This is a genomic window from Clostridium sp. (assembly GCF_018372875.1).
GTDB lineage: Bacteria > Bacillota > Clostridia > Clostridiales > Clostridiaceae > Clostridium.
In genome coordinates this window covers 1-20638 of record NZ_JAHAIF010000015.1, presented here as the reverse complement: position 1 = coordinate 20638, position 20638 = coordinate 1, and the positions used below count along the sequence as shown (strand labels likewise).

17 protein-coding genes and 1 pseudogene are annotated in these 20638 nt (G+C 29.5%); 17 read left to right on the top strand and 1 reads right to left on the bottom strand.

Translation table 11 applies throughout. The features are described 5' to 3' along the window. Positions 1 to 149 precede the first annotated feature (149 nt). The 15 genes and pseudogenes from KIB46_RS06875 (at position 150) to KIB46_RS06805 (ending at position 16225) form a co-directional block, all read left to right on the top strand. A complete protein-coding gene (locus KIB46_RS06875; protein ID WP_156562594.1) occupies positions 150 to 1010 on the top strand; it encodes a Cof-type HAD-IIB family hydrolase in 861 nt (286 codons plus the stop codon). 108 nt (positions 1011 to 1118) lie between these two features. Beyond that, positions 1119 to 1961, top strand: coding sequence for a YitT family protein (locus KIB46_RS06870; RefSeq protein WP_156562597.1), 843 nt, complete (start codon positions 1119 to 1121; stop codon positions 1959 to 1961). A 380-nt stretch (positions 1962 to 2341) separates the two neighbouring features. Further along, a complete protein-coding gene (locus KIB46_RS06865) occupies positions 2342 to 3754 on the top strand; it encodes a glycoside hydrolase family 1 protein (RefSeq protein ID WP_156562599.1) in 1413 nt (470 codons plus the stop codon). Positions 3755 to 4165: 411 nt separating this feature from the next. After that, the gene (locus tag KIB46_RS06860) at positions 4166 to 5242 is read left to right on the top strand and encodes an AI-2E family transporter (RefSeq protein ID WP_291671259.1); all 1077 of its coding nucleotides are present in this window, start codon (positions 4166 to 4168) and stop codon (positions 5240 to 5242) included. A gap of 41 nt (positions 5243 to 5283) precedes the next feature. After that, positions 5284 to 6093: a glutamate 5-kinase gene (proB, locus tag KIB46_RS06855; protein ID WP_156562604.1), complete on the top strand. Its 810-nt coding sequence runs from the start codon at positions 5284 to 5286 to the stop codon at positions 6091 to 6093. 16 nt (positions 6094 to 6109) lie between these two features. Beyond that, a complete protein-coding gene (locus KIB46_RS06850) occupies positions 6110 to 7354 on the top strand; it encodes a glutamate-5-semialdehyde dehydrogenase (protein ID WP_291671258.1) in 1245 nt (414 codons plus the stop codon). A gap of 88 nt (positions 7355 to 7442) precedes the next feature. Then, complete coding sequence (locus KIB46_RS06845; protein ID WP_156562609.1) at positions 7443 to 7886, top strand: GNAT family N-acetyltransferase; 444 nt, start codon at positions 7443 to 7445, stop codon at positions 7884 to 7886. A gap of 106 nt (positions 7887 to 7992) precedes the next feature. Beyond that, complete coding sequence (locus tag KIB46_RS06840; protein ID WP_291671257.1) at positions 7993 to 8817, top strand: helix-turn-helix transcriptional regulator; 825 nt, start codon at positions 7993 to 7995, stop codon at positions 8815 to 8817. A 161-nt stretch (positions 8818 to 8978) separates the two neighbouring features. Next, positions 8979 to 9827, top strand: a pseudogene (locus KIB46_RS06835) (pentapeptide repeat-containing protein). Between the two features lie 71 nt (positions 9828 to 9898). Continuing rightward, the gene (locus KIB46_RS06830) at positions 9899 to 10561 is read left to right on the top strand and encodes an MtnX-like HAD-IB family phosphatase (protein ID WP_291671256.1); all 663 of its coding nucleotides are present in this window, start codon (positions 9899 to 9901) and stop codon (positions 10559 to 10561) included. Continuing rightward, positions 10558 to 11619 carry an iron-containing alcohol dehydrogenase family protein gene (locus KIB46_RS06825; protein ID WP_291671255.1) on the top strand — a complete coding sequence of 354 codons (1062 nt, stop codon included), beginning with the start codon at positions 10558 to 10560 and terminating at the stop codon, positions 11617 to 11619. The genes KIB46_RS06830 and KIB46_RS06825 overlap by 4 nt, the downstream gene beginning before the upstream one ends. Before the next feature lie 173 nt (positions 11620 to 11792). Then, the gene (locus KIB46_RS06820) at positions 11793 to 12020 is read left to right on the top strand and encodes a FeoA family protein (protein ID WP_156562622.1); all 228 of its coding nucleotides are present in this window, start codon (positions 11793 to 11795) and stop codon (positions 12018 to 12020) included. An 8-nt stretch (positions 12021 to 12028) separates the two neighbouring features. Further along, entirely contained in the window at positions 12029 to 14152 is a 2124-nt protein-coding gene (feoB, locus tag KIB46_RS06815) for a ferrous iron transport protein B (RefSeq protein WP_291671254.1), read from the top strand. A gap of 143 nt (positions 14153 to 14295) precedes the next feature. After that, positions 14296 to 15123: a polysaccharide deacetylase family protein gene (locus tag KIB46_RS06810; protein WP_291671253.1), complete on the top strand. Its 828-nt coding sequence runs from the start codon at positions 14296 to 14298 to the stop codon at positions 15121 to 15123. A gap of 19 nt (positions 15124 to 15142) precedes the next feature. Then, complete coding sequence (locus KIB46_RS06805) at positions 15143 to 16225, top strand: alpha/beta hydrolase (protein WP_291671252.1); 1083 nt, start codon at positions 15143 to 15145, stop codon at positions 16223 to 16225. Positions 16226 to 16254: 29 nt separating this feature from the next. On the opposite strand, the gene treR is transcribed toward KIB46_RS06805, so the two are convergent. Next, positions 16255 to 16986, bottom strand: coding sequence for a trehalose operon repressor (gene treR, locus KIB46_RS06800; RefSeq protein ID WP_291671251.1), 732 nt, complete (start codon positions 16984 to 16986; stop codon positions 16255 to 16257). A gap of 276 nt (positions 16987 to 17262) precedes the next feature. Here treR and treB point away from each other — a divergent pair, with 276 nt between their 5' ends. Next, a complete protein-coding gene (gene treB / locus KIB46_RS06795) occupies positions 17263 to 18663 on the top strand; it encodes a PTS trehalose transporter subunit IIBC (RefSeq protein ID WP_291671250.1) in 1401 nt (466 codons plus the stop codon). A 37-nt stretch (positions 18664 to 18700) separates the two neighbouring features. Further along, entirely contained in the window at positions 18701 to 20368 is a 1668-nt protein-coding gene (locus KIB46_RS06790; protein ID WP_291671249.1) for an alpha,alpha-phosphotrehalase, read from the top strand. Positions 20369 to 20638 lie beyond the last annotated feature (270 nt).

The window sequence follows — 20638 nt, the reverse complement described above, 5'->3', positions numbered from 1 at the left end:
AATAATCAAAAAATTTAATAATTACATAGAAATATTAAATAAATTAAGAATTGATTATCGAAAAAATGTAGTGGAAGTATTAAATAATAGTACTAGACAGCATCTGATATAATATTAAGGGAATGCTAATGAAAATGGAGGATATGAAGTTGATAAGGGTAATAGCGTCAGATATGGATGGAACATTATTAAATTCTCAGCATGATATAACAGAAGAGAATGTAAAGGCTATATTAAAGGCTAAAGAGTTAGGAGTACATTTTATAATAGCCACAGGAAGAATGTATGATAGTGTAAAACCTTTTATGGATAAGCATGGAATAAAGTGTGAGTATATACTAATGAATGGTGCAGAATTTAGAAATGAAAATGGTGAACTCGTTGAAAGCATAAGCATGGATAAAAGAAAGATAAAAGATATACTTAATATTCTTTGTAAAGAAGATTTAATAGTTGAATTATATACTGATGAGGGTTCATATACAACAAGTACAAAGGAAGAAGCTCTAAAAGAGATGGTTTATAGAGTACAAAACTTTGAAAAAGTTCAAGACTATGATAAAGCTTTAGAAATAGCTAAAGAACATGAGCATTTTAAAACACTTAAGTATATAGATGATATTGATAAGTTTATAGAAAGTCGTATAGAAATAAGAAAAATAATTACATTTAGCAATGATGTAGAAGTTATTAATAAAACTAAGGTAGAATTAAATAATATTGGGGGATTAGCAGTTTTATCATCTTTTATAACTAATATTGAAATAACAGATGAAAGAGCTCAAAAAGGTTATATATTAAAGAAAGTTACTGAGAAGATGGGAATAAAGAATGAAGAAGTTATAGCTTTTGGAGATAGTTTTAATGATTATTCATTATTCACTGAATTTGAAAAAGCATATGCTATGGAAAATGCTATTCCAGAGATAAAAGAAATTGCAAAAAATATAACAGATACTAATGATAATAGTGGAGTAGCTAAAGCTATATATAAAGAGTTAGGTATTTAGAAATATTTAATTCTTATATAAAAAAATTAAATTATCTATTCAAGCCTATGAAATAAAGACTATTGTGTTAATATATATTGTAGATAAATACATAATAGGGGGAACAAGATGAAGAAGGTAAAAGAGTATGCAATTATAACATTTGGAGTATTATTGGTAGTAGCTTCATTTATATTTTTCTTTTTTCCTAATAATATAGCATGTGGTGGAGTATCAGGGTTAGCTTTAGTATTACATGATATAACTGGAATAGAGTCAGGAATTATTATGTTTGTTGCAAATATAATATTATTTGGTGTTGCATTTATATTTATTGGTGGAGAGTTTGGGATAAAGAGTATTTATGCGGCCTTTGGTCTTTCAACAATACTTTCTATAACTGAAAAGTCGGGAATATCATTTGCATTAACAAACAACTTAATACTTGCAACTATTTTTGGTAGTGCATTATTAGCTATGGGAACAGCGATAATGTTTACTCAGGATGCTTCTACAGGTGGAACTAGTATAATAGCTAAATTATTAAGTAAGTATCTTCATATTGGATATGGTATGGGACAACTTATATCTGATTCTATAGTAATATTACTTGCTATGTATACATTTGGTATGGAGCTAGGGTTATTTGGATTATTGAGTGTTTACTTAATTGGAACACTAATAGATAAATTTATAGATGGTTTTAATTCTTGTAAACAAGTACTTATTTTTACTCAAGAGGAAGAAAAAGTTGTAGAGTACATTAATAAAGATGTAGATAGAGGTTGCACTGTATTTAAAGGTAAAGGCGGATATACGGGAAGAGAAAATACTGTTATATTAACTATTTTAAGTAGAAGGCAATTTATACAATTAAAACAATTTATAAAAAAAGAAGATCCTGAAGCATTTATAACAGTTAATGCTACAAGTGAAGTTTTAGGAAAAGGATTTATGAATTTAGTAGAATAAAAAAAGCTTGCTGATATAGCGAGCTTTTTTACTGTCTAGAAAAGTATAAAATTTCAATTAGCTATAAATCAAATGTATTATTACATTTTCATATTAAAAAATATAAAATAAGGGATAGTGATTTTATAATTTCCTTACCTTTAGTACGGGTGGGGTGGATATTTGTTTTGATATGACTTGGAGCTTGCGACGGAACAAGCGAAATAAATATCCGCTACACCTTTTTACGTTATAAAAATTTTTGAGTAGCAAGATCTTATGGATGCAGAGCTGGATGGTGAAAAAACTGTTTGGGTACAGTATGAGGAAATAGATGTGTAAATCGGAAGAAACATGAATTAGAATGGAGGTATAGAAGGAAAAGCTAGGAGGTATAAAATATGTATCATAAAGTTGAGAGTAAATTTCCAAAGAATTTTTTATGGGGGGCATCTACATCAGCATATCAAGTAGAAGGAGCTTATAATGAAGATGGAAAAGGAGCATCAGTACAAGATACTAAGGCACTACCAGAAGGAACAGCTGATTTTAAGGTATCAAGTGACCATTATCACCACTATAAAGAAGATATAGCACTATTTGCAGAAATGGGTTTTAAAACTTATAGATTTTCAATATCATGGACAAGAATTATTCCAAATGGCACTGGTGAAGTTAATAAAAAAGGTATAGAATTTTATAATAATTTAATTGATGAACTAAAGAAGTATGATATTGAACCATTAGTAACAATGTATCATTTTGATTTGCCAGATGTATTACAACAAAGAGGAGGATGGTCTAACAGGGATACAGTAGATGCTTTTGTAGAATATGCAAAGGTATTGTTTGAGAATTTTGGAGATAGGGTTAAGTACTGGTTAACTATAAATGAACAAAATATGATGATTTTACATGGTGCAGCAATAGGTACTGTAAATGAAGGTTGTGAAGATATACAAAAAGAGTTATATCAACAAAATCATCACATGATGCTTGCACAAGCTATGACTATGAAACTATGTCATAAGATGGTTGAAGGTGGTAAGATAGGACCTGCACCAAATATAAGTGCTATATATCCTGCATCACCAAAACCAGAAGATGTACTAGCTGCTCAAAACTTTAATGCAATAAGAAATTGGCTATACTTAGATATGGCTGTATATGGAAGATACAATGCAATAGCATGGAGCTATATGAAGGAAAAGGGAATTGAACCTAAGATAGAAGATGGAGATATGGAAATATTAAAGGGGGGAGACCCTGACTTTATAGCATTTAATTACTATAGTACAGCTACAGTTAAAGAAAGTAAAATTGATGATTCAGAAGGTAAGTTTGTCGGTGGAGATCAACAAATTGCTACAGGAGATTTAGGAGTATTTAATGGAGCACATAATGATTTCTTAGAGAAAACTGAATTTGGATGGGAAATAGATCCAGTAGGATTTAGAACAACATTAAGAGAGATATATGGAAGATATAACTTACCATTAATAGTAACTGAAAATGGTTTGGGAGCTTATGATAACTTAGAAGATGATGATACTATAAACGATGATTATAGAATTGACTATTTAAGAAAGCATATAGAGCAAGCAAAACTTGCTATAACTGATGGTGTAGAGTTATTAGGTTATTGTCCATGGTCTGCTATAGATTTAATTAGCACACATCAAGGATTTAAAAAGAGATATGGTTTTATATATGTGAATAGAGATGAGTTTGATTTAAAAGATTTAAGAAGAATAAGAAAGAAGAGTTTTTTCTGGTATAAGAATGTAATTAAATCAAATGGAGAACAAATATAATGCTGTATGGGTACAGTATTTAAATTTTATGGTTTATATTAAAAAGTATATATATTAAAATTGTGGTAGAGATAGCTAAATTAAGCCATCAAGCTAAAGTTATTTAAAGAGAATATGAAACTTGCCAATATTAATTAATCTTTGATAACTTTAGACTCATGAAATAATACTATCCCCAGTATTATTCTGTATTAAAATTTCTATTAATATTAAAGGGAGTTTAGATGATTATCTAAACTCCTTTTAAATTTATCCTGATTCTTTAGCTATCATATTAACAAAAGTAAAAATCTTAAAAGGTTACTATAAAAATTGTAAGTATATGAAGAAAAAACTTTCATATAACTATCTAACAAATAGAATTTTTAATTATTTTATGGATAAACTAACTCTAATAAAGGAGAGTTTATTATGGATAAAAAGAAGGTTATTAACAATTTAATTATAGCTAACTTAACAATATTTTTATTATATATGTTGGGTAAATTTGGTATAATACATGAATTTTTACAGGTTATATTATTAGTAATAGTAGCACCTATAATATTTGGTGTATTTCTTTTTTATATTCTAAAACCATTGAATGATATATTCATAAAAAAGGGAATGAAAACTTCAAAGTCAGCCTTATTAACACTATCAATAACAGCATTTATACTAGCTGCTGTTATTAGATATTTTGGAGAATACCTTGTAATTCAGTTAGTACAACTTAAATCATTAATACTAGCTTATATCGATAGAAATCAGATAGCTGAGTTTACTAATGAGGTTATAAATAATGATAGTATACAATCATCAATAAGTTCATTATGTACAGAGATAATGAATTATATTTCATTATTAGTTACAAATGCTAAAGATATATTTGATAAAGGAATGATGTTATTTTCTAATGTGTTATTAGTTATATTAATTACATTCTTTTTATTAAGAGACGGTCATAATTTTAAAAATGTTATTTTAAAATATTGCCCGGGAAAATATAAAGATACTATTGAAAAGTTATTACCTAAATGTGATGATATTCTATCTACATATATAATAGGTCAGGCTATAGTAGCATTATCTTTAGCAACTATGGTCTTTGTGGGATACATAATAATAGGTATGCCTAGTGCATTATTATTAGCATTTACTACATTCATACTAGCATTTATTCCATTTGTAGGATTTTTTATTTCTATGATAATTCCATACATAGTTGCAACAATAATAGGTTTTAACATGTTGATAAAATTAACATTGTTATTTATAATAGCTCAAACATTAAAGGGAAGAGTAGTTGTTCCATTTATAATGGGAAAAACAATGAATATACATCCAATTACTGATATATTTTTAGTAGTAGGTGGAGCAGCAATAGGAGGACCATTGGTTGCCTTTTGCATAGTACCAATATATTCTTTATTAAAATTAATAATAAAATGCTTTATAGAAAGTAATTATGTAAAAATCCCTTTTATTGATAAGATAAAAAAGGTATAGTAATATAAATGTTATAAATAAAATATTAGGGGGATGTAGAAATGGGCTTTCGTAAACAATTAAAAGAAGCGAAAAGAGTAGTAGTTAAAGTAGGAACTTCTACGTTAACTTATGAAAATGGAAATATTAATTTAACAAGAATTGAAAGATTAACAAGAATATTATCTGATATGATGAATTCAGGTAAGGAAGTTGTACTTGTTACATCTGGTGCAATTGGAGTTGGAGTAAGCAAGTTAAAGTTAAAAGAAAAGCCCAAGACTATAAGAGAAAAACAAGCAGTAGCAGCTGTAGGACAATGTGAATTGATGCATATATATAGTAAATTCTTTGGTGAGTATAGTCATGTTGTAGGACAGGTTTTACTTACTAGGGATGTTGTTGAGGATGATCACATAAGAGAAAATGTATGTAATACATTTGAAACGTTATTAGAAAATGGAATAGTTCCAATAGTAAATGAAAATGATACAGTTTCTATAGATGAAATTGAAAATATAGTTAAGTTTGGGGATAATGATAACCTATCTGCAATAGTATCAGGATTAGTAAAAGCAGATCTTTTAGTAATACTATCAGATATAGATGGATTCTACGATTCAGATCCAAGAAGTAATGAAGATGCAAGGATGCTAGAAATAGTAGAAGAGGTTACTCCTGAATTAGAAGAATGTGCTGGTGGTGCAGGATCTAATTTAGGAACTGGAGGAATGATTACTAAATTAATGGCAGCTAAGGTTTCTGCAGAGGCTGGAGTTAATATGGTATTAGCTAATGGAAGTGAGCCAAATATATTACTAGATATATTAGCAGGAGAAAATATTGGTACTTTATTTTTAGGTAAGAGGTAATATAAGGGGGCAAAGAATGAGTAAATTAATTTTAAAAGGACAAAGAGCAAAAGAAGCGTCATATGAACTTATGAATGCAACTACAACAAAAAAGAATGAAGCTTTACTTAAGATGGCTGAAAAACTTATAGAAAATAAGGATTATATAATAGCAGAAAATAAGAGAGATTTAGATAAGGCTATTGAAAAAGGCACTACTGAAGCGATGTTAGATAGACTAAAGCTAGATGAAAAAATATTAGCTGATATGGCAGATGGATTAAGAGAAGTAGTAGCATTAGCAGATCCAGTTGGAGAAGTTACTTCAATGTGGAGGAGACCAAATGGATTACAAATAGGTAAGCAAAGAGTTCCTATGGGTGTAATAGGTATAATATATGAAGCAAGACCTAACGTCACTTGTGATGCAGCAGGTTTATGTTTAAAGACTGGTAATGCAGTTATACTAAGAGGTGGAAGTGAAGCTATAAACTCTAATATGGCTATAGTTAAAGCTTTAGTGGAAGGAATAAAGGAAACAGGACTTCCAGAGTATTCATTACAACTAGTAGAAGATACAAGTAGAGAAGTTGCAACAGAAATGATGAGGTTAAATGAATATATAGATGTGCTTATACCTAGAGGGGGAGCAGGTCTTATAAAAGCTGTAGTAAAGAATGCTACAGTACCAGTTATTGAAACTGGTACAGGAAACTGTCATGTTTATGTTGATTGTGATGCAGATTTAGAAATGGCTAAAAATATAGTAATAAATGCAAAGACAAGTAGGCCAGCTGTTTGTAATGCAGAAGAAAAGCTTTTAGTAAGTGAAAAGGTTGCTGATAAATTTATACCTATGGTTATTAATGCATTAAGAGAAAAGAATGTAAAAGTAATAGGTGATGAAAATGTTAGAACTATAATAGAAGATGTTCAGGCAGCAACTGAGGAAGATTGGGGAAGAGAATATCTTGATTATATTATTGGAGTTAAAATAGTTAAAGATGTAGATGAAGCTATTTCACACATAAATAAGTATGGTTCAGGACATTCAGAAGCAATAGTTACTAAGAGCTATGATAATTCTCAAAGGTTTTTACAAAGAGTAGATGCTGCTGCTGTATATGTTAATGCATCAACAAGATTTACTGATGGAAGTGAATTTGGCTTTGGAGCTGAAATAGGAATAAGTACTCAAAAATTACATGCTAGAGGGCCAATGGGGTTAACTGAATTAACAACCACAAAGTATATTATCTATGGTAATGGACAAATAAGATAAATTTTTAAGGAGCTACTAAGGTGGCTTCTTATATTTATATATTTTTAAAAATATAAATGTATAGATAGTTAGGGGAGAATATTTAACAATGAACTGGAAGATAAAAAGATTTTATGATTTAACGCTAGATGAGTTATATGAAATTTGTAAAGTAAGGTATGAGGTCTTTGTATGTGGACAGAAAATTTATCAAGAAAATGATTTTGATGATGTTGATAAAAAGGTATTTCATATATTTTTAGAAGATGAAGGGAAGATAGTTGCTTATGCTAGATTAATTCCTAGTGGAATAACATATGATACTGCAGCTATAGGAAGAGTATTAGTATTAAATGAATATAGAAGAAAAGGCATTGCTTCTGAATTAATGAAGAGAGGTATTGAATTTATACAAAAAGAATTAAAGGAGAATAAGATTACTTTGTCTGCTCAACTATATGCCAAAGATCTTTATGAAAAGGTTGGTTTTAAGGTGATTTCGGATGTATATGAAGAAGTTGATATACCTCACGTAAAAATGATTTTAGAATAAAGTTGTTGAAAATACACAGTTGCAACTGCTAGTTGACAAAAAGAAAGGGATAGTTGGTAGAGTTTTATATGAAAAGTTACTATACTTTTTCATGGAGGTGAGAGGCATGCAATTAGGTGAGAAGCTACAATTATTAAGAAGTAAGAATGGAATGTCTCAGGAAGAATTAGCAGAGAGATTAGGCATATCAAGACAATCAGTTTCAAAGTGGGAATCTGGACAGTCTGTACCAGATTTAAAGAAATTAATAATATTATCAGATATATATAATGTTACTATTGATAATTTAGTTAAAGATAGTGATGAGTATGATATATTACAAGAAAAAGATGCTAAGGATTCAAAGGTTAATATAATAGACAATGATACTAAATCAACTCAAATTATTATAAATCTTCACGGAGGAAGATTAGAGTATGAATATAGGAGCAAAAGGACATTACTTGGCTTACCACTTATTCATATTAATATAGGTAAGGGATTTAAGAAAGCTAAAGGAATAGTTGCTATAGGAAATATATCATATGGAATTGTATCAGCAGGTATTATTTCTTTAGGAGTATTAAGTTTTGGTTGTATGTCCATAGGTATAATTAGTCTAGCAGCTATATCAATAGCATTGCTTTTAGCTATTGGTGTTATATCTATAGGAACTTTTTCAATGGGAGCTATATCTATTGGAGTTTTTTCTTTGGGAGCGATATCTATAGGAAAATACTCAATTGGAGCAGCAGCTATAGCATCAGATATAGCAATAGGAGATTATGCAAGAGCGAATATGGCTATAGGAAATAAGGTTCAAGGAGCAAATGTATTACCATTAGATACTCAAATAGAAGATATAAAAATACTAATACAGAAAGAATATCCTAATTTAAGTGAATGGTTTATAAATTGTGTTGAATTTTTTGTTAGAAATATTAAGTTATAATAAGATAAAAAGTTAAAAGGTTAGTTATTTATATTAAATAACTAGTCTTTTTTTATTCCTCTAGTTTTGTTCAGTTAGTATATCTTTTTATTTCAATTAATATACAGAAGTGGAAATAAATGATATAATTTAGTAAAGCAAAGTTAGTTAGGAGAAGTTAGATGAAATATATAAATAAAGATATATATAAAGAGTTAAAAATAGATTGTGAAAAGTGTTTTGGTTTTTGTTGCATAGCGTTATATTTTTCAAAAGTAGATGGATTTCCTGAGGATAAGGAGCCTGGTAAGCCATGCATTAATTTACAAAGTGATTTTAAGTGTAAGGTACATAGGGATTTAAGAAAAAAAGGACTAAAGGGATGTACTGCATATGATTGTTTTGGTGCAGGACAAAAAGTTGCTCAGGTTACATATAAAGGACATTATTGGAGAGAAAGTCCTGAGTATTCAAATAAGATGTATGATGTATTCATAGTAATGAGGCAACTACATGAGATGCTATGGTATTTAGCAGAAGCTTATAGATTATAAAAAGATGATAAGATAAAAGAGGAAATAAGTAATATGATAGATGAAACAGAAAGTCTTACAAAGTTAGATAAGGATTCTATCATTAAAATTGATTTAGTTGGACATAGGTTTAGGGTAAATAAGCTATTATTAAATACTAGTAAGGGTATTAGAAATAAGTTAAATAAAAATAGTAATAATAGATTAAGAAATAGAAAGATGATATCAGGAAGACTAAATTTAATTGGAGCAGATCTTAAAAAGGTTAATTTAGTAGGAGAGGATTTAAGTGGAGCCCTCCTTATTGCATCAGATTTAAGAGGTGTGAGTTTAATTGGAACAGACCTTATTGGAGCAGATTTAAGAGATGCAGATTTAAGAGGAGCTAACCTAAGAGAGAGTATATTTATTACACAAGCTCAAATTAATTCAGCTAAAGGAGATATTAGTACAGTGATTCCTACCTCCATAGTTAGACCATCTCATTGGATTGAATAAGAAATGCATAGCTAGTATAAACAGAGATAACTAAGGAAAACTAAGATAAATAACTTAGGAGGTCGTAAATTATGGAACATAAAAAGTTTGCTTTTATATCAGATTTTGATGGAACATTAACACATAAAGATTTTTATAAAATGATAATAGATGAATACTTAGGTGAAGAGGGAAAAGAGTTATACAAAGCATGGCGTAGGAGTGAATATAAAGATAAGGATTTTTTACATAAGATTTATAGTTCAATTAATAGAGATGAAGATGAAATATTAGAAGATATATTAAAAATTGAATGGGATAAAAATGCAGATAAAGTAATTCAAAAGGTAAAAGAAGCTGGTGGAGATTTTATTATTTTAAGTGCAGGAACTAATTACTATATAGATAGATTACTTAAGGAAAAAGGGCTGTCCAATATTAAAGTTTATTCTAATCCAGGGGAATATAAGGATAGAGGTATTCATTTAAATATAGATAAAAATAATCCATATTATTCTGAGGTGTATGGAATAGATAAAGGAAAAGTTGTGGCAGATTTAAAACATAAATATTCATATGTTTATTATGCTGGAGATAGTGCACCAGATATTCCACCATGTAAGTTAGCAGATATATGCTTTGCCAAGGGAAAACTTCAAGGAATGTTACAAGAGGAAGGTGTGAATTTTATCCCTATAAGTGATTATAGGGATATAGAAAAAAGTTTAATTGAAAAGAGGGTAATAGAAGAATGAAAGTAAAGTCACATAGTATTTCTATACCAGCTTTCTTAAAGGTTGGAAGAGGTACTTTAGGATATTTAGGTCAATTTTTAAGTGAAAATAAATTTAATAGAGTATGTATATTTTTTGGTAATGGTCTTATTGAATTGTTTGGAAATAAGGTATTTGAGTCCTTAGAGAAAGAAGATATAGAACTTTTACACTATGAAGAACTAGATACTACCGATATTGAAGATATTACAAGGCTAGCTTTTTCAATATCTAATAATATAGATGCAGTTATAGGTATTGGAGGAGGAAAGGTAATTGATGTAGCAAAGTATGTTGGGTTTCTAAGAAAAATACCATTTATAAGTATACCAACATCATCATCTAGTGATGGGTTTTCAAGTTCTAGTGCATCATTACTTGTAGATGGTAAGAGAACCTCAGTACCAGCAAGGTTGGCTTATGGAATAGTAGTTGATTTAGATGTGATAAAAAGTGCACCTGAAAAATTTATTTATTCAGGAATAGGAGATTTAATTTCTAAGATAACAGCTTTATATGATTGGATTTATGAAGCTAATAAAGGTGTAGGTGAATTAGATGATTTTGCATTAATGATAGCTAAAAAGGCAGTAAATAGTTTTATTAGAACTCCATTTAAATCTATAAAAGATGACTTGTTCTTAAAAGAGTTAGTAGATTCCCTTGCTATGAGTGGAATAGCCAATGAGATAGCTGGTAATAGTTCTCCAACTAGTGGTAGTGAACATTTGATTTCTCATGCTTTAGATAAGATATTAGATCAGCCACAACTTCATGGAGTACAGGTTGGAATTGCTACATATATCATGAGTAAGGTTCAAGAACATAGATATAAAAGAGTTAATGAAGTATTAACTACTACAGGATTTTGGGATTATGTAAAAACATTGAAAATTAAAAGAGAAGATTTTGAAAATGCCATTGACATTGCACCAAGCATAAAACCTAATAGACATACATTTATTCATGAAGAAGAATATAGAAAAGAGGCAAAAGAACTATTATATAAAGATGAAATTTTAAATTCTATTTTTGAATAAGAAAGAGGTTGGTAAATTTAAGTACCAACCTCTTTCTTATAATTAATCGTAATATAAAAATTTATGATGATAAAAGACACAATATATATTAATCTGTCATAGTTTAAGAATAGGGATAAAAATATATATATAAATAAATCTATATCTAAAATTAAACGAAGGGAGAAAATATTATGAATCTAGTAAATGCAGATTTAGCTTCAACTGTTAAAGTTGTAGGTGTAGATGCGGAGGGAGAACTTAGGAGAAGATTTTTTGATTTGGGGATAATTGAGGGAACCGAAATAGATGTCATGTATAGAGGACCATTTGGTGACCCAACAGCTTATCTAATAAGAGGAGCCTTAATAGCATTAAGGGGAGAAGATAGTGAAAAGATTCAGGTAGTAAGTTATAAGTAGGAGGAGACATGGGCTTAAGTAAAAATTCAACAGGTATTGGAGTTCTATCAGGAGAAAATGGAAAAGCTAGTGGTGATTATAAGTACAGAATAGGGCTGGCTGGTAATCCTAATGTAGGTAAAAGTACAGTTTTTAATGCATTAACAGGTTTAAATCAACACACAGGAAACTGGCCTGGGAAGACTGTAGCAAATGCTGAAGGTATATTCCAAGTTAATGGAGAAAAAATTAAGGTGGTAGATTTACCAGGAACTTATTCGTTGCTATCTAATTCTGAAGAAGAAGAGATTGCAAGGGATTATATATGTTTTGAAGATCCTGATTTAGTTGTAGTGGTAGCAGATGCTACATCTTTAGAAAGAAACTTAAATTTATTTTATCAGATATCTGAAATAACAGAAAAGGTTATACTTTGTGTTAATTTAATAGATGAGGCTAAAAAACAAGGCATATCAATTGATGAAAGAAAATTAGCTAAAGAGCTTAATACTTGTGTTGTTGTTACAGCAGCGAGGCAAAATGAAGGAATAGATGATCTAAAGAAGAAAGTACTAGATGAAATAAATAAGAAAAGAGATACTTATGCTCTTGTAAGATATGAAAAAACAATTGAAGAATCCATAAAAGATATACAAGCTGTTCTATCTAATAATGAGATGTTATCTAATGACAAAAAAAAGTTAAGATGGGCATCTATTAGGTTATTAGAAAATAATAAGGGGATAGTAAGCTCATTAGTTAAAAAGTTTAATATTGATAATGATTCTATGGATAAAGTAAACAAAATAAGAGAAGAAGTAAGCGTTGAAAAATCAATAGAAGATGAGATAGTAGAAACATTAGTTAAGAATGCAGAAATGGTAGCAAAAGATGTAGTAAAAGAAAGAGATAAATATAACGAATTCCATAAGAAGATAGATAAGTTACTAGTATCAAAGATTACTGGAATTCCTATAATGATAGTTTTACTATTAATAGTACTTTGGATTACAATAACTCTTGCAAACTATCCGTCAGAATTATTATCAAACATGTTTGGTAATATTGAGGTTTGGTTAAGAGGAATACTTGCAAATAGTTTTATACCTTCATGGATTAGTAGTGTTTTAATGGATGGTATATATGTTACTTTAGCTTGGGTAATATCTGTTATGTTACCTCCAATGGCTATATTCTTCCCTATGTTTACCTTGCTTGAAGACTTAGGATATTTACCAAGAATAGCTTTTAACTTAGATAAGTGTTTTAAAAAGTGCTGTTCTTGTGGTAAACAAGCCCTAACTATGTGTATGGGATTAGGATGTAATGCAGCTGGTGTAATAGGATGTAGAATAATTAATTCCCCAAGAGAAAGATTAATAGCTATATTAACCAATGTTTTTATGCCTTGCAATGGAAGGTTTCCTACCTTAATAACAGTAGCGTCTTTATTTATAGGGGGATCTGTAATTGGTGGATTTACTGGTAGCCTTGTATCTGCGCTAGCTGTAACATCAGTTATAATAGTGGGTGTATTTATGACACTTATAACGTCTAAGGTTTTATCAAAGACTGTTTTAAAAGGAGTACCATCAAACTTTATATTAGAGTTACCTCCATATAGAAAACCTCAAATAGGTAAAGTTCTTGTTAGATCATTATTAGATAGAACATTATATGTGCTTGGACGAGCTATGGCAGTAGCAGCACCTGCTGGGATAGTTATATGGATTTTTGCTAACGTTCCTGTAGGAGAAGTAAGTTTGTTAACTTATTGTGCTGATTTCCTACAACCCTTTGCTAATTTAATAGGATTAGATGGTTATATTTTAATGGCATTCGTATTAGGTCTTCCTGCTAATGAGATAGTTATGCCTATAATCATTATGAGTTATATGAGGGCGACTACAATGTTGGAGCTTGATAGTATGATTGCATTAAAAGAATTATTAGTTGCTAATGGGTGGACACTGTTAACATCTATTAATATGATGATAATTTGTCTTATGCACTATCCTTGTGGAACAACGTTATGGACAATCAAGAAGGAAACAAAGAGTTGGAAATGGACGATACTATCATTCCTAATTCCAACTATAGCAGGAATAGTAGTTTGTTTAATAACAACTCAAATTTGGAGATTAATAGTTTAGCAAGAGAAAGCTGTTTCTTTATTTAAGAAGCAGCTTTTTTGGGAAAAATAAAATTTGTTTAAACAAATTTTTGGATTTTTATTGACTCTGTTTTTCGTTTATATTAATATTTGATTAAAATAGAAGAAGAGGGGATTGAAACTATGAAGACTATTTATATTTGTTTTCCAGGAGGGAAATTTAAAGCATTAACAATGAGTTATGATGATGGAAGAGAAGCTGATAAAAGACTTATAAAATTATTTAATAAATATGGAATTAAGGGAACATTTCATTTAAATGCAGGGCTAATAGATATGGAGAATCAAGTTCCTAATGATAAGTATGGGCATAGAATTCCAAGAAATGAAATAGTAGATGTTTATACAGGTCATGAAGTATCAGCTCATACTATGACACACCCAACTGTAGCAAGGTGCCCTATGCCACATGTAGTAAATGAAGTTGTAGAAGATAGAAGAGGGCTTGAGGAGATAGTAAAGTATCCTGTGAGGGGAATGTCATACCCTAATGGATCATATAGTGAAGAAATTAAGAATATGTTACCTCATGTTGGTATAGAATATTCTAGAGTTGTTGAGGAAACAAGAAATTTTGAATTACCTGCAGATTTATATGAATGGAAAGCAACATGTCATCACAATAATGGATTATTAGAATTAACAGATGAATTCCTTGGATTATATAGAAGTCAATTACTATACCTATTCTATGTTTGGGGACATAGTTATGAATTCAATAGAGATGATAATTGGGAGCTTATAGAAGAGTTCTGTGAGAAGATAGGTAATAGAGATGATATTTGGTATGCTACAAATATTGAAATTGTAGATTATATGAATGCATTTAAAAATTTAAGATTTTCAATGGATAGTTCATTCGTTTATAATCCTTCAGTACAAACAGTATGGATAAGTGTTAATGGAGAGATATACGAGATTAAAGGCGGCGAACAAGTGAATTTAACATAATATTTGAGAGGAAGCATAAATGAAAAATACTAATTATAAAAATTTAGTGGATATATTATCAAATAATGGCGAGATAGTAAATACTGATGATATAGATATTTTAATTAAGAGTATCCCAGATTCAAGTGAAGAAGGGATACTGGATCCAAGGGTATACAATGAAAAGTTAAAACCCAAAAAGAGATACATTATTCCTAATCAATATATTTTTGATGGAGTACCTGTAGGAGAAATGAGGTTAGGAATGGGATGGCCGAATATTGATATTTCAAAAGATGTGGTAACAAGAACAAAAATTATTAACTTAGGAGATAGAAATATTGATATTAGAATATATTCACCAATAACACATTATAGGAATATGAAATGTATGATATTTATACATGGAGGGGGCTTTTTTGGTGGAGATATAGATGTTGTAGAGAATCCATGTAAATTAATTGCTGATAAAGCTAATGCAGTAGTTATTTCTATAAATTATAGATTAGCACCTGAAAATCCATTCCCATGTGGTCTAGATGATTGTTTTGATATATTGATGTACGTATATAATAATCCAGGTGAATTTAATATAGATAAAAACAAGATTGCAATTTCAGGAGATAGTGCTGGTGGTAATATTGCTACAGTTTGCTCAATTAGAGATAGAAATTTAAAAACAAATATGATTAAATATGTAGCATTATTATATCCTGTAGTTACCTTATCAGATAAAGAGGATTCATATTATAGTTGGGATATAGATAAGTATGATATACGTAGTGATAATAAGCTTATGGAAAGAACAATAAGGAGTTTAGAAAGTACTATGGATATAGTTAAGAAGTTATATTTACAGGGGAAAGTTAGCGACGATAATGTTGAGGTATCTCCATTATTAAGTGATCTGAGAGGTTTACCTGAGACTTTGGTTATTACTGCTGAATATGATTTTCTAAGAGTTCAAGGAGAAGCTTATTTAAAGAAATTAATTGATTCTGGAGTAAAAGCTAAGGGAATAAGATATAAAGGCATGGATCATGCATTTATAGATAAATGTGGATATTATCCTCAAGTGGAAGATTGTATAAACGAAATAGTTAAAGATATGAATGCCATGTAAACCTCAGGCTTAATAAGCCTGAGGTTTTGTTATATATTTGTTTTATACCTCCTAGAATCAGACTCAACGAATATGAATTTATCAGGTCTATGCCTAGACTCAGTATATTCAAAGAGTTTTCCTGCATCGGTATAAACATAATTTCTTATAACAGCCACGCAATCATAGGAACCAAGGTCTAAAAATCTTTTATCTAGTTCAGTAGCTTTTTCAACAACAATTACTTTTCTTGAGGTTAGTATTTTAGTGCTAAGTTTAGATTCTATATATTCATAAATGGAATCTTGAGCTACTTCAACAGTAAGGTCTTTAACTACATCAATGTCAAAGTAGTTTATATCAAGAATCATAGCCTCGTTGTCAACATATCTAATTCTATGTAGATGATAAACTTCCGTACCTTCCTTTAAAGATGTTTTTTTAGATAATTCTTCATCAATTAAAATTTTGGAAAAGTGTGCAACACTAGTAGTAAAAGTTTTATTATCTCTTCTGCTTTGTTCTTTTAAGCCAGATAGACTACTTATGGAAAATTCTATAGAGTTACGGTTTTCTAAAATAATAACACCTTTTCCTTTAACGCTTTTAACTAATCCTTCTCTACTTAATTCATCAATTGCACGACGAACAGTATTACGACTACAAGAGAATTCTTTTATTAATTCCATTTCTGTAGGTAACATCATTGAATCTTTATATACATCATTTTTAATATCTTTTCTTAGTTTTTCATAGATGCTTTTAAACTTTACTTGTGCCAAAGAAATGCCTCCTTAAAACTTTATATTAATATTATACTTTATCTCATTAAAAATTTGAATGAATATGTTTAAACAAAATCAAAACATATACAAATATCTTTGAAATAGAAAGTTGTTTAAACAATATTTTAAAACAATAAAAAGGAGCAATGTGTTTATAATACAAGCTTTAATCGTTGATATCAAAAATTGTTTAAACAAATTTTTGAAAATATATTGACAAGTTGTTCAATAGATATTACTATGTAAAGGTAAACATTGGGAGGAGGAATTAAAATGGCTAAGGTTAATTCACAAAATGTAAGTAAAATTATTGAATATGTTGGTGGTAAAGAAAACATCAATATGTTAACACACTGTGTAACTAGATTAAGATTTGTTTTAAATGATGAATCAAAGGTTGACGTTAAACAATTAGAGGAAATCGATATAGTAAAAGGGTGTTTTAATTCGAATGGTCAATTTCAAGTAATTATTGGACAAGGAGCTGTAAATTTAGCTTACGATGAAGTGATTAAACAAACTGGAGTTAAAGAAGCTACTAAATCTGATTTGAAATCGATTCAAGAAGAAAAATTAAATCCACTTCAGAGGTTAGTAAAGGTATTATCCGATGTATTTATTCCGATATTACCTGCTATTATTACAGCGGGTTTATTATTAGGTGTTAATAATGTTTTAACTGGACCTGGAATATTCTTTGAAGAATCATTAGTACAAGTATATACAGGAATTGCAGATATAGCGGATCTTATAAATATGATAGCAAGTACGGCATTCTCATTCTTACCAGTATTAGTAGGATGGTCTGCAGTAAAAAGATTTGGTGGAAATCCATTATTAGGTATAGTTTTAGGCCTAGTTATGGTTAATCCAGCATTAATGAATGCATATCAAATTGGACAAACTGAACCAGAGGTTTGGAATATTTTTGGATTAACAATAGATAAAATAGGATATCAAGCTCAAGTATTACCTGTTTTAGCATCATCATTTATCCTAGCTAAATTAGAAATTAAGTTAAAGAAGCTAGTACCGGACTCATTGCAATTAATTTTAGTTGCTCCAATTGCATTATTAGTAACTTCTTTCTTAACATTCTTAATAGTAGGACCAATAACATATGGTATTGCAAGTAAGTTAACAGGAAGCGTTGTTTGGTTATTTAAGACTTATCCAATATTAGCTGGATTAATAGTTGGTGGTACATTTGAACTTATGGTTATAACAGGAATGCATCATGCATTTATAGCAGTTAACTTAGAGTTAATAGCAAGTACAGGAACAACATTCTTATTCCCTGTTATAGCATTATCATGTTTAGCGCAAGGTTCTTCATGTCTAGCTATGTCAATATTAGCAAAGAACAAGAAGGAGAAATCTATGGCATTAACTGCTATGGGATCAGCGTACTTAGGTGTAACAGAGCCAGCAATATTTGGTGTTAACTTAAGAGCTAAGTTCCCATTTATATGTGCGCTTATAGGTACAGGATTATCGGGAATGATTATTATGATGAATGGAGTTGAAGCATTCTCACTTGGTGTATCTGGATTATTATCATTTTTATCAGTTCCAAGAGAATTTTGGGGACCTCAATTTATGGCAATGGCAGTAGCTGGTTTAGTACCATTAGTATTAACACTAGTAGTTGGAAGAGCTAAAGGGAAAAAGTAATAAATGTAGATTAATTATAGTAAAAGGAGTACTTAAAATGAATAATTGGTGGAAAAAGGCTACGGTTTATCAAATATATCCAAGAAGCTTTAATGATAGTAATGGAGATGGTATAGGAGATATTAGAGGTATAACTGAGAAATTAGATTACTTATCTAATTTAGGTGTAGACTTATTGTGGATTACTCCTATATATGTTTCCCCTCAAAGAGATAATGGATATGATATATCAGATTATTATAATATAGAACCTCAATATGGAACTATGGAAGATTTTGAAGAATTACTTAGTGAGGCTCATAACAGAAACATAAAAATAATGTTAGATATGGTATTAAACCATACATCTACGGAACATGAGTGGTTCAAAAAGGCTAGAGAAAACAAAGATAATAAGTATAGAGATTATTATTTCTGGAAAGATGCAAAGGAAGATGGAAGTGTTCCTAATAATTGGATATCGAGATTTAGTGGACCAGCTTGGAAGTTAGATGAGAAAACTAATCAATACTACCTTCATTTATTTGAAGAAACTCAAGCTGATTTAAATTGGGAAAATGAAGAAGTTAGAGAAGAATGTTATAAGATTTTAGAGTTTTGGGCGAATAAGGGAGTTGATGGATTCAGATTAGATGTAGTTAATTTGTTATCTAAAACACCTGGTTTACCAGATGATCCAATAGTTGGGCCTAAAGGTGATGGGAGAACCCACTATGCAGATGGTCCAAGAATTCATGAATATCTACATAATATGAATAAAAAGGTTTTTGGACCTAAAAACTTAGTTACTGTAGGAGAAATGTCTTCAACTAATGCAGCTGAATGTATTAAGTATACTAGAGAAGATAGAGAAGAATTAAGCATGGTATTTAGTTTTCATCATATGAAGACAGACTATAAGGATGGAGTTAAGTGGACGAATGAGATGTTTGATTTAGCAAAGCTAAAGAAAGCACAATCAGAGTTTCAAGTAGAGATGGACAAGGGTAAAGGATGGAATGCACTATTCTATACAAACCATGACCAACCAAGAGCGGTATCAAGATTTGGTGATGATAGGTTTTTTAGACAAGAGAGTGCTAAGATGCTTGCTATAACACTATTTGGTTTACAAGGAACTACTTATATATACCAAGGCGAGGAACTTGCTATGACAAATGCATATTTTACATCTATTGATCAGTATGATGACGCTGAATCTAAAGGTGCATATTATGATATGCTAAGCAAGGGCATTGATGAAAAGGAAGCGTTACTAATATTACAACAAAAATCTAGAGATAATGCTAGAACACCAATGCAATGGAATAATGAATTAAATAAAGGATTTACTACTGGTACTCCGTGGTTAAGAATTAATAATGATGATATAACTGCGGAAAGTGAATTAAAAGATGATAGATCTATATTCTATACATATAAAAGATTAATTCAATATAGAAAGGATTATGATATCTTTGTAGATGGTAGCTATAATATAATTAATGAGGACAATGAACATTTATATGTATATGAAAGAAAATTAGATGATGAGAGAATACTTGTTATTAGTAATTTTAGTGATAAGAATGTAGCGTGGAATTTACCAAAGGAATATATAGGTAAAGATAACTATATAATTTTAGAGACTAATTATACAAGAAAAGAAATATTAGAAGAAATGGAGTTAAAACCATACGAAAGCATTTTAGTTTATTATAAATAAAAGTATAGAAGTTAAAGGGGTTATATTAATATTGAAGTAAATTAAATTTCTTTATATTAAAGGAAGGCTATCTAGAGATAAGATAGTCTTCCTTTTTTGAAGAATAAATTTTATAAAAGAATATATATTCTTTAAAAATATAAATTATATTTTTAAAATAAATTTTTTTATTATAAATTGCAATAACAAATTGAAGTAATCTGTATTTATGATTTAAACATTTAAAGTTACTTAAATTGAATATATTTGATCTAAGTGTAACTCAAATAA

What these genes read in the sequence shown, in the direction of transcription:
- KIB46_RS06870 (WP_156562597.1), top strand. Translation starts at nt 1,119, where the DNA reads ATGAAGAAGGTAAAAGAGTATGCAATTATAACATTTGGAGTATTATTG.
- KIB46_RS06865 (WP_156562599.1), top strand. Translation starts at nt 2,342, where the DNA reads ATGTATCATAAAGTTGAGAGTAAATTTCCAAAGAATTTTTTATGGGGG.
- KIB46_RS06860 (WP_291671259.1), top strand. Translation starts at nt 4,166, where the DNA reads ATGGATAAAAAGAAGGTTATTAACAATTTAATTATAGCTAACTTAACA.
- proB (WP_156562604.1), top strand. Translation starts at nt 5,284, where the DNA reads ATGGGCTTTCGTAAACAATTAAAAGAAGCGAAAAGAGTAGTAGTTAAA.
- KIB46_RS06850 (WP_291671258.1), top strand. Translation starts at nt 6,110, where the DNA reads ATGAGTAAATTAATTTTAAAAGGACAAAGAGCAAAAGAAGCGTCATAT.
- KIB46_RS06845 (WP_156562609.1), top strand. Translation starts at nt 7,443, where the DNA reads ATGAACTGGAAGATAAAAAGATTTTATGATTTAACGCTAGATGAGTTA.
- KIB46_RS06840 (WP_291671257.1), top strand. Translation starts at nt 7,993, where the DNA reads ATGCAATTAGGTGAGAAGCTACAATTATTAAGAAGTAAGAATGGAATG.
- KIB46_RS06830 (WP_291671256.1), top strand. Translation starts at nt 9,899, where the DNA reads ATGGAACATAAAAAGTTTGCTTTTATATCAGATTTTGATGGAACATTA.
- KIB46_RS06825 (WP_291671255.1), top strand. Translation starts at nt 10,558, where the DNA reads ATGAAAGTAAAGTCACATAGTATTTCTATACCAGCTTTCTTAAAGGTT.
- KIB46_RS06820 (WP_156562622.1), top strand. Translation starts at nt 11,793, where the DNA reads ATGAATCTAGTAAATGCAGATTTAGCTTCAACTGTTAAAGTTGTAGGT.
- feoB (WP_291671254.1), top strand. Translation starts at nt 12,029, where the DNA reads ATGGGCTTAAGTAAAAATTCAACAGGTATTGGAGTTCTATCAGGAGAA.
- KIB46_RS06810 (WP_291671253.1), top strand. Translation starts at nt 14,296, where the DNA reads ATGAAGACTATTTATATTTGTTTTCCAGGAGGGAAATTTAAAGCATTA.
- KIB46_RS06805 (WP_291671252.1), top strand. Translation starts at nt 15,143, where the DNA reads ATGAAAAATACTAATTATAAAAATTTAGTGGATATATTATCAAATAAT.
- treB (WP_291671250.1), top strand. Translation starts at nt 17,263, where the DNA reads ATGGCTAAGGTTAATTCACAAAATGTAAGTAAAATTATTGAATATGTT.
- KIB46_RS06790 (WP_291671249.1), top strand. Translation starts at nt 18,701, where the DNA reads ATGAATAATTGGTGGAAAAAGGCTACGGTTTATCAAATATATCCAAGA.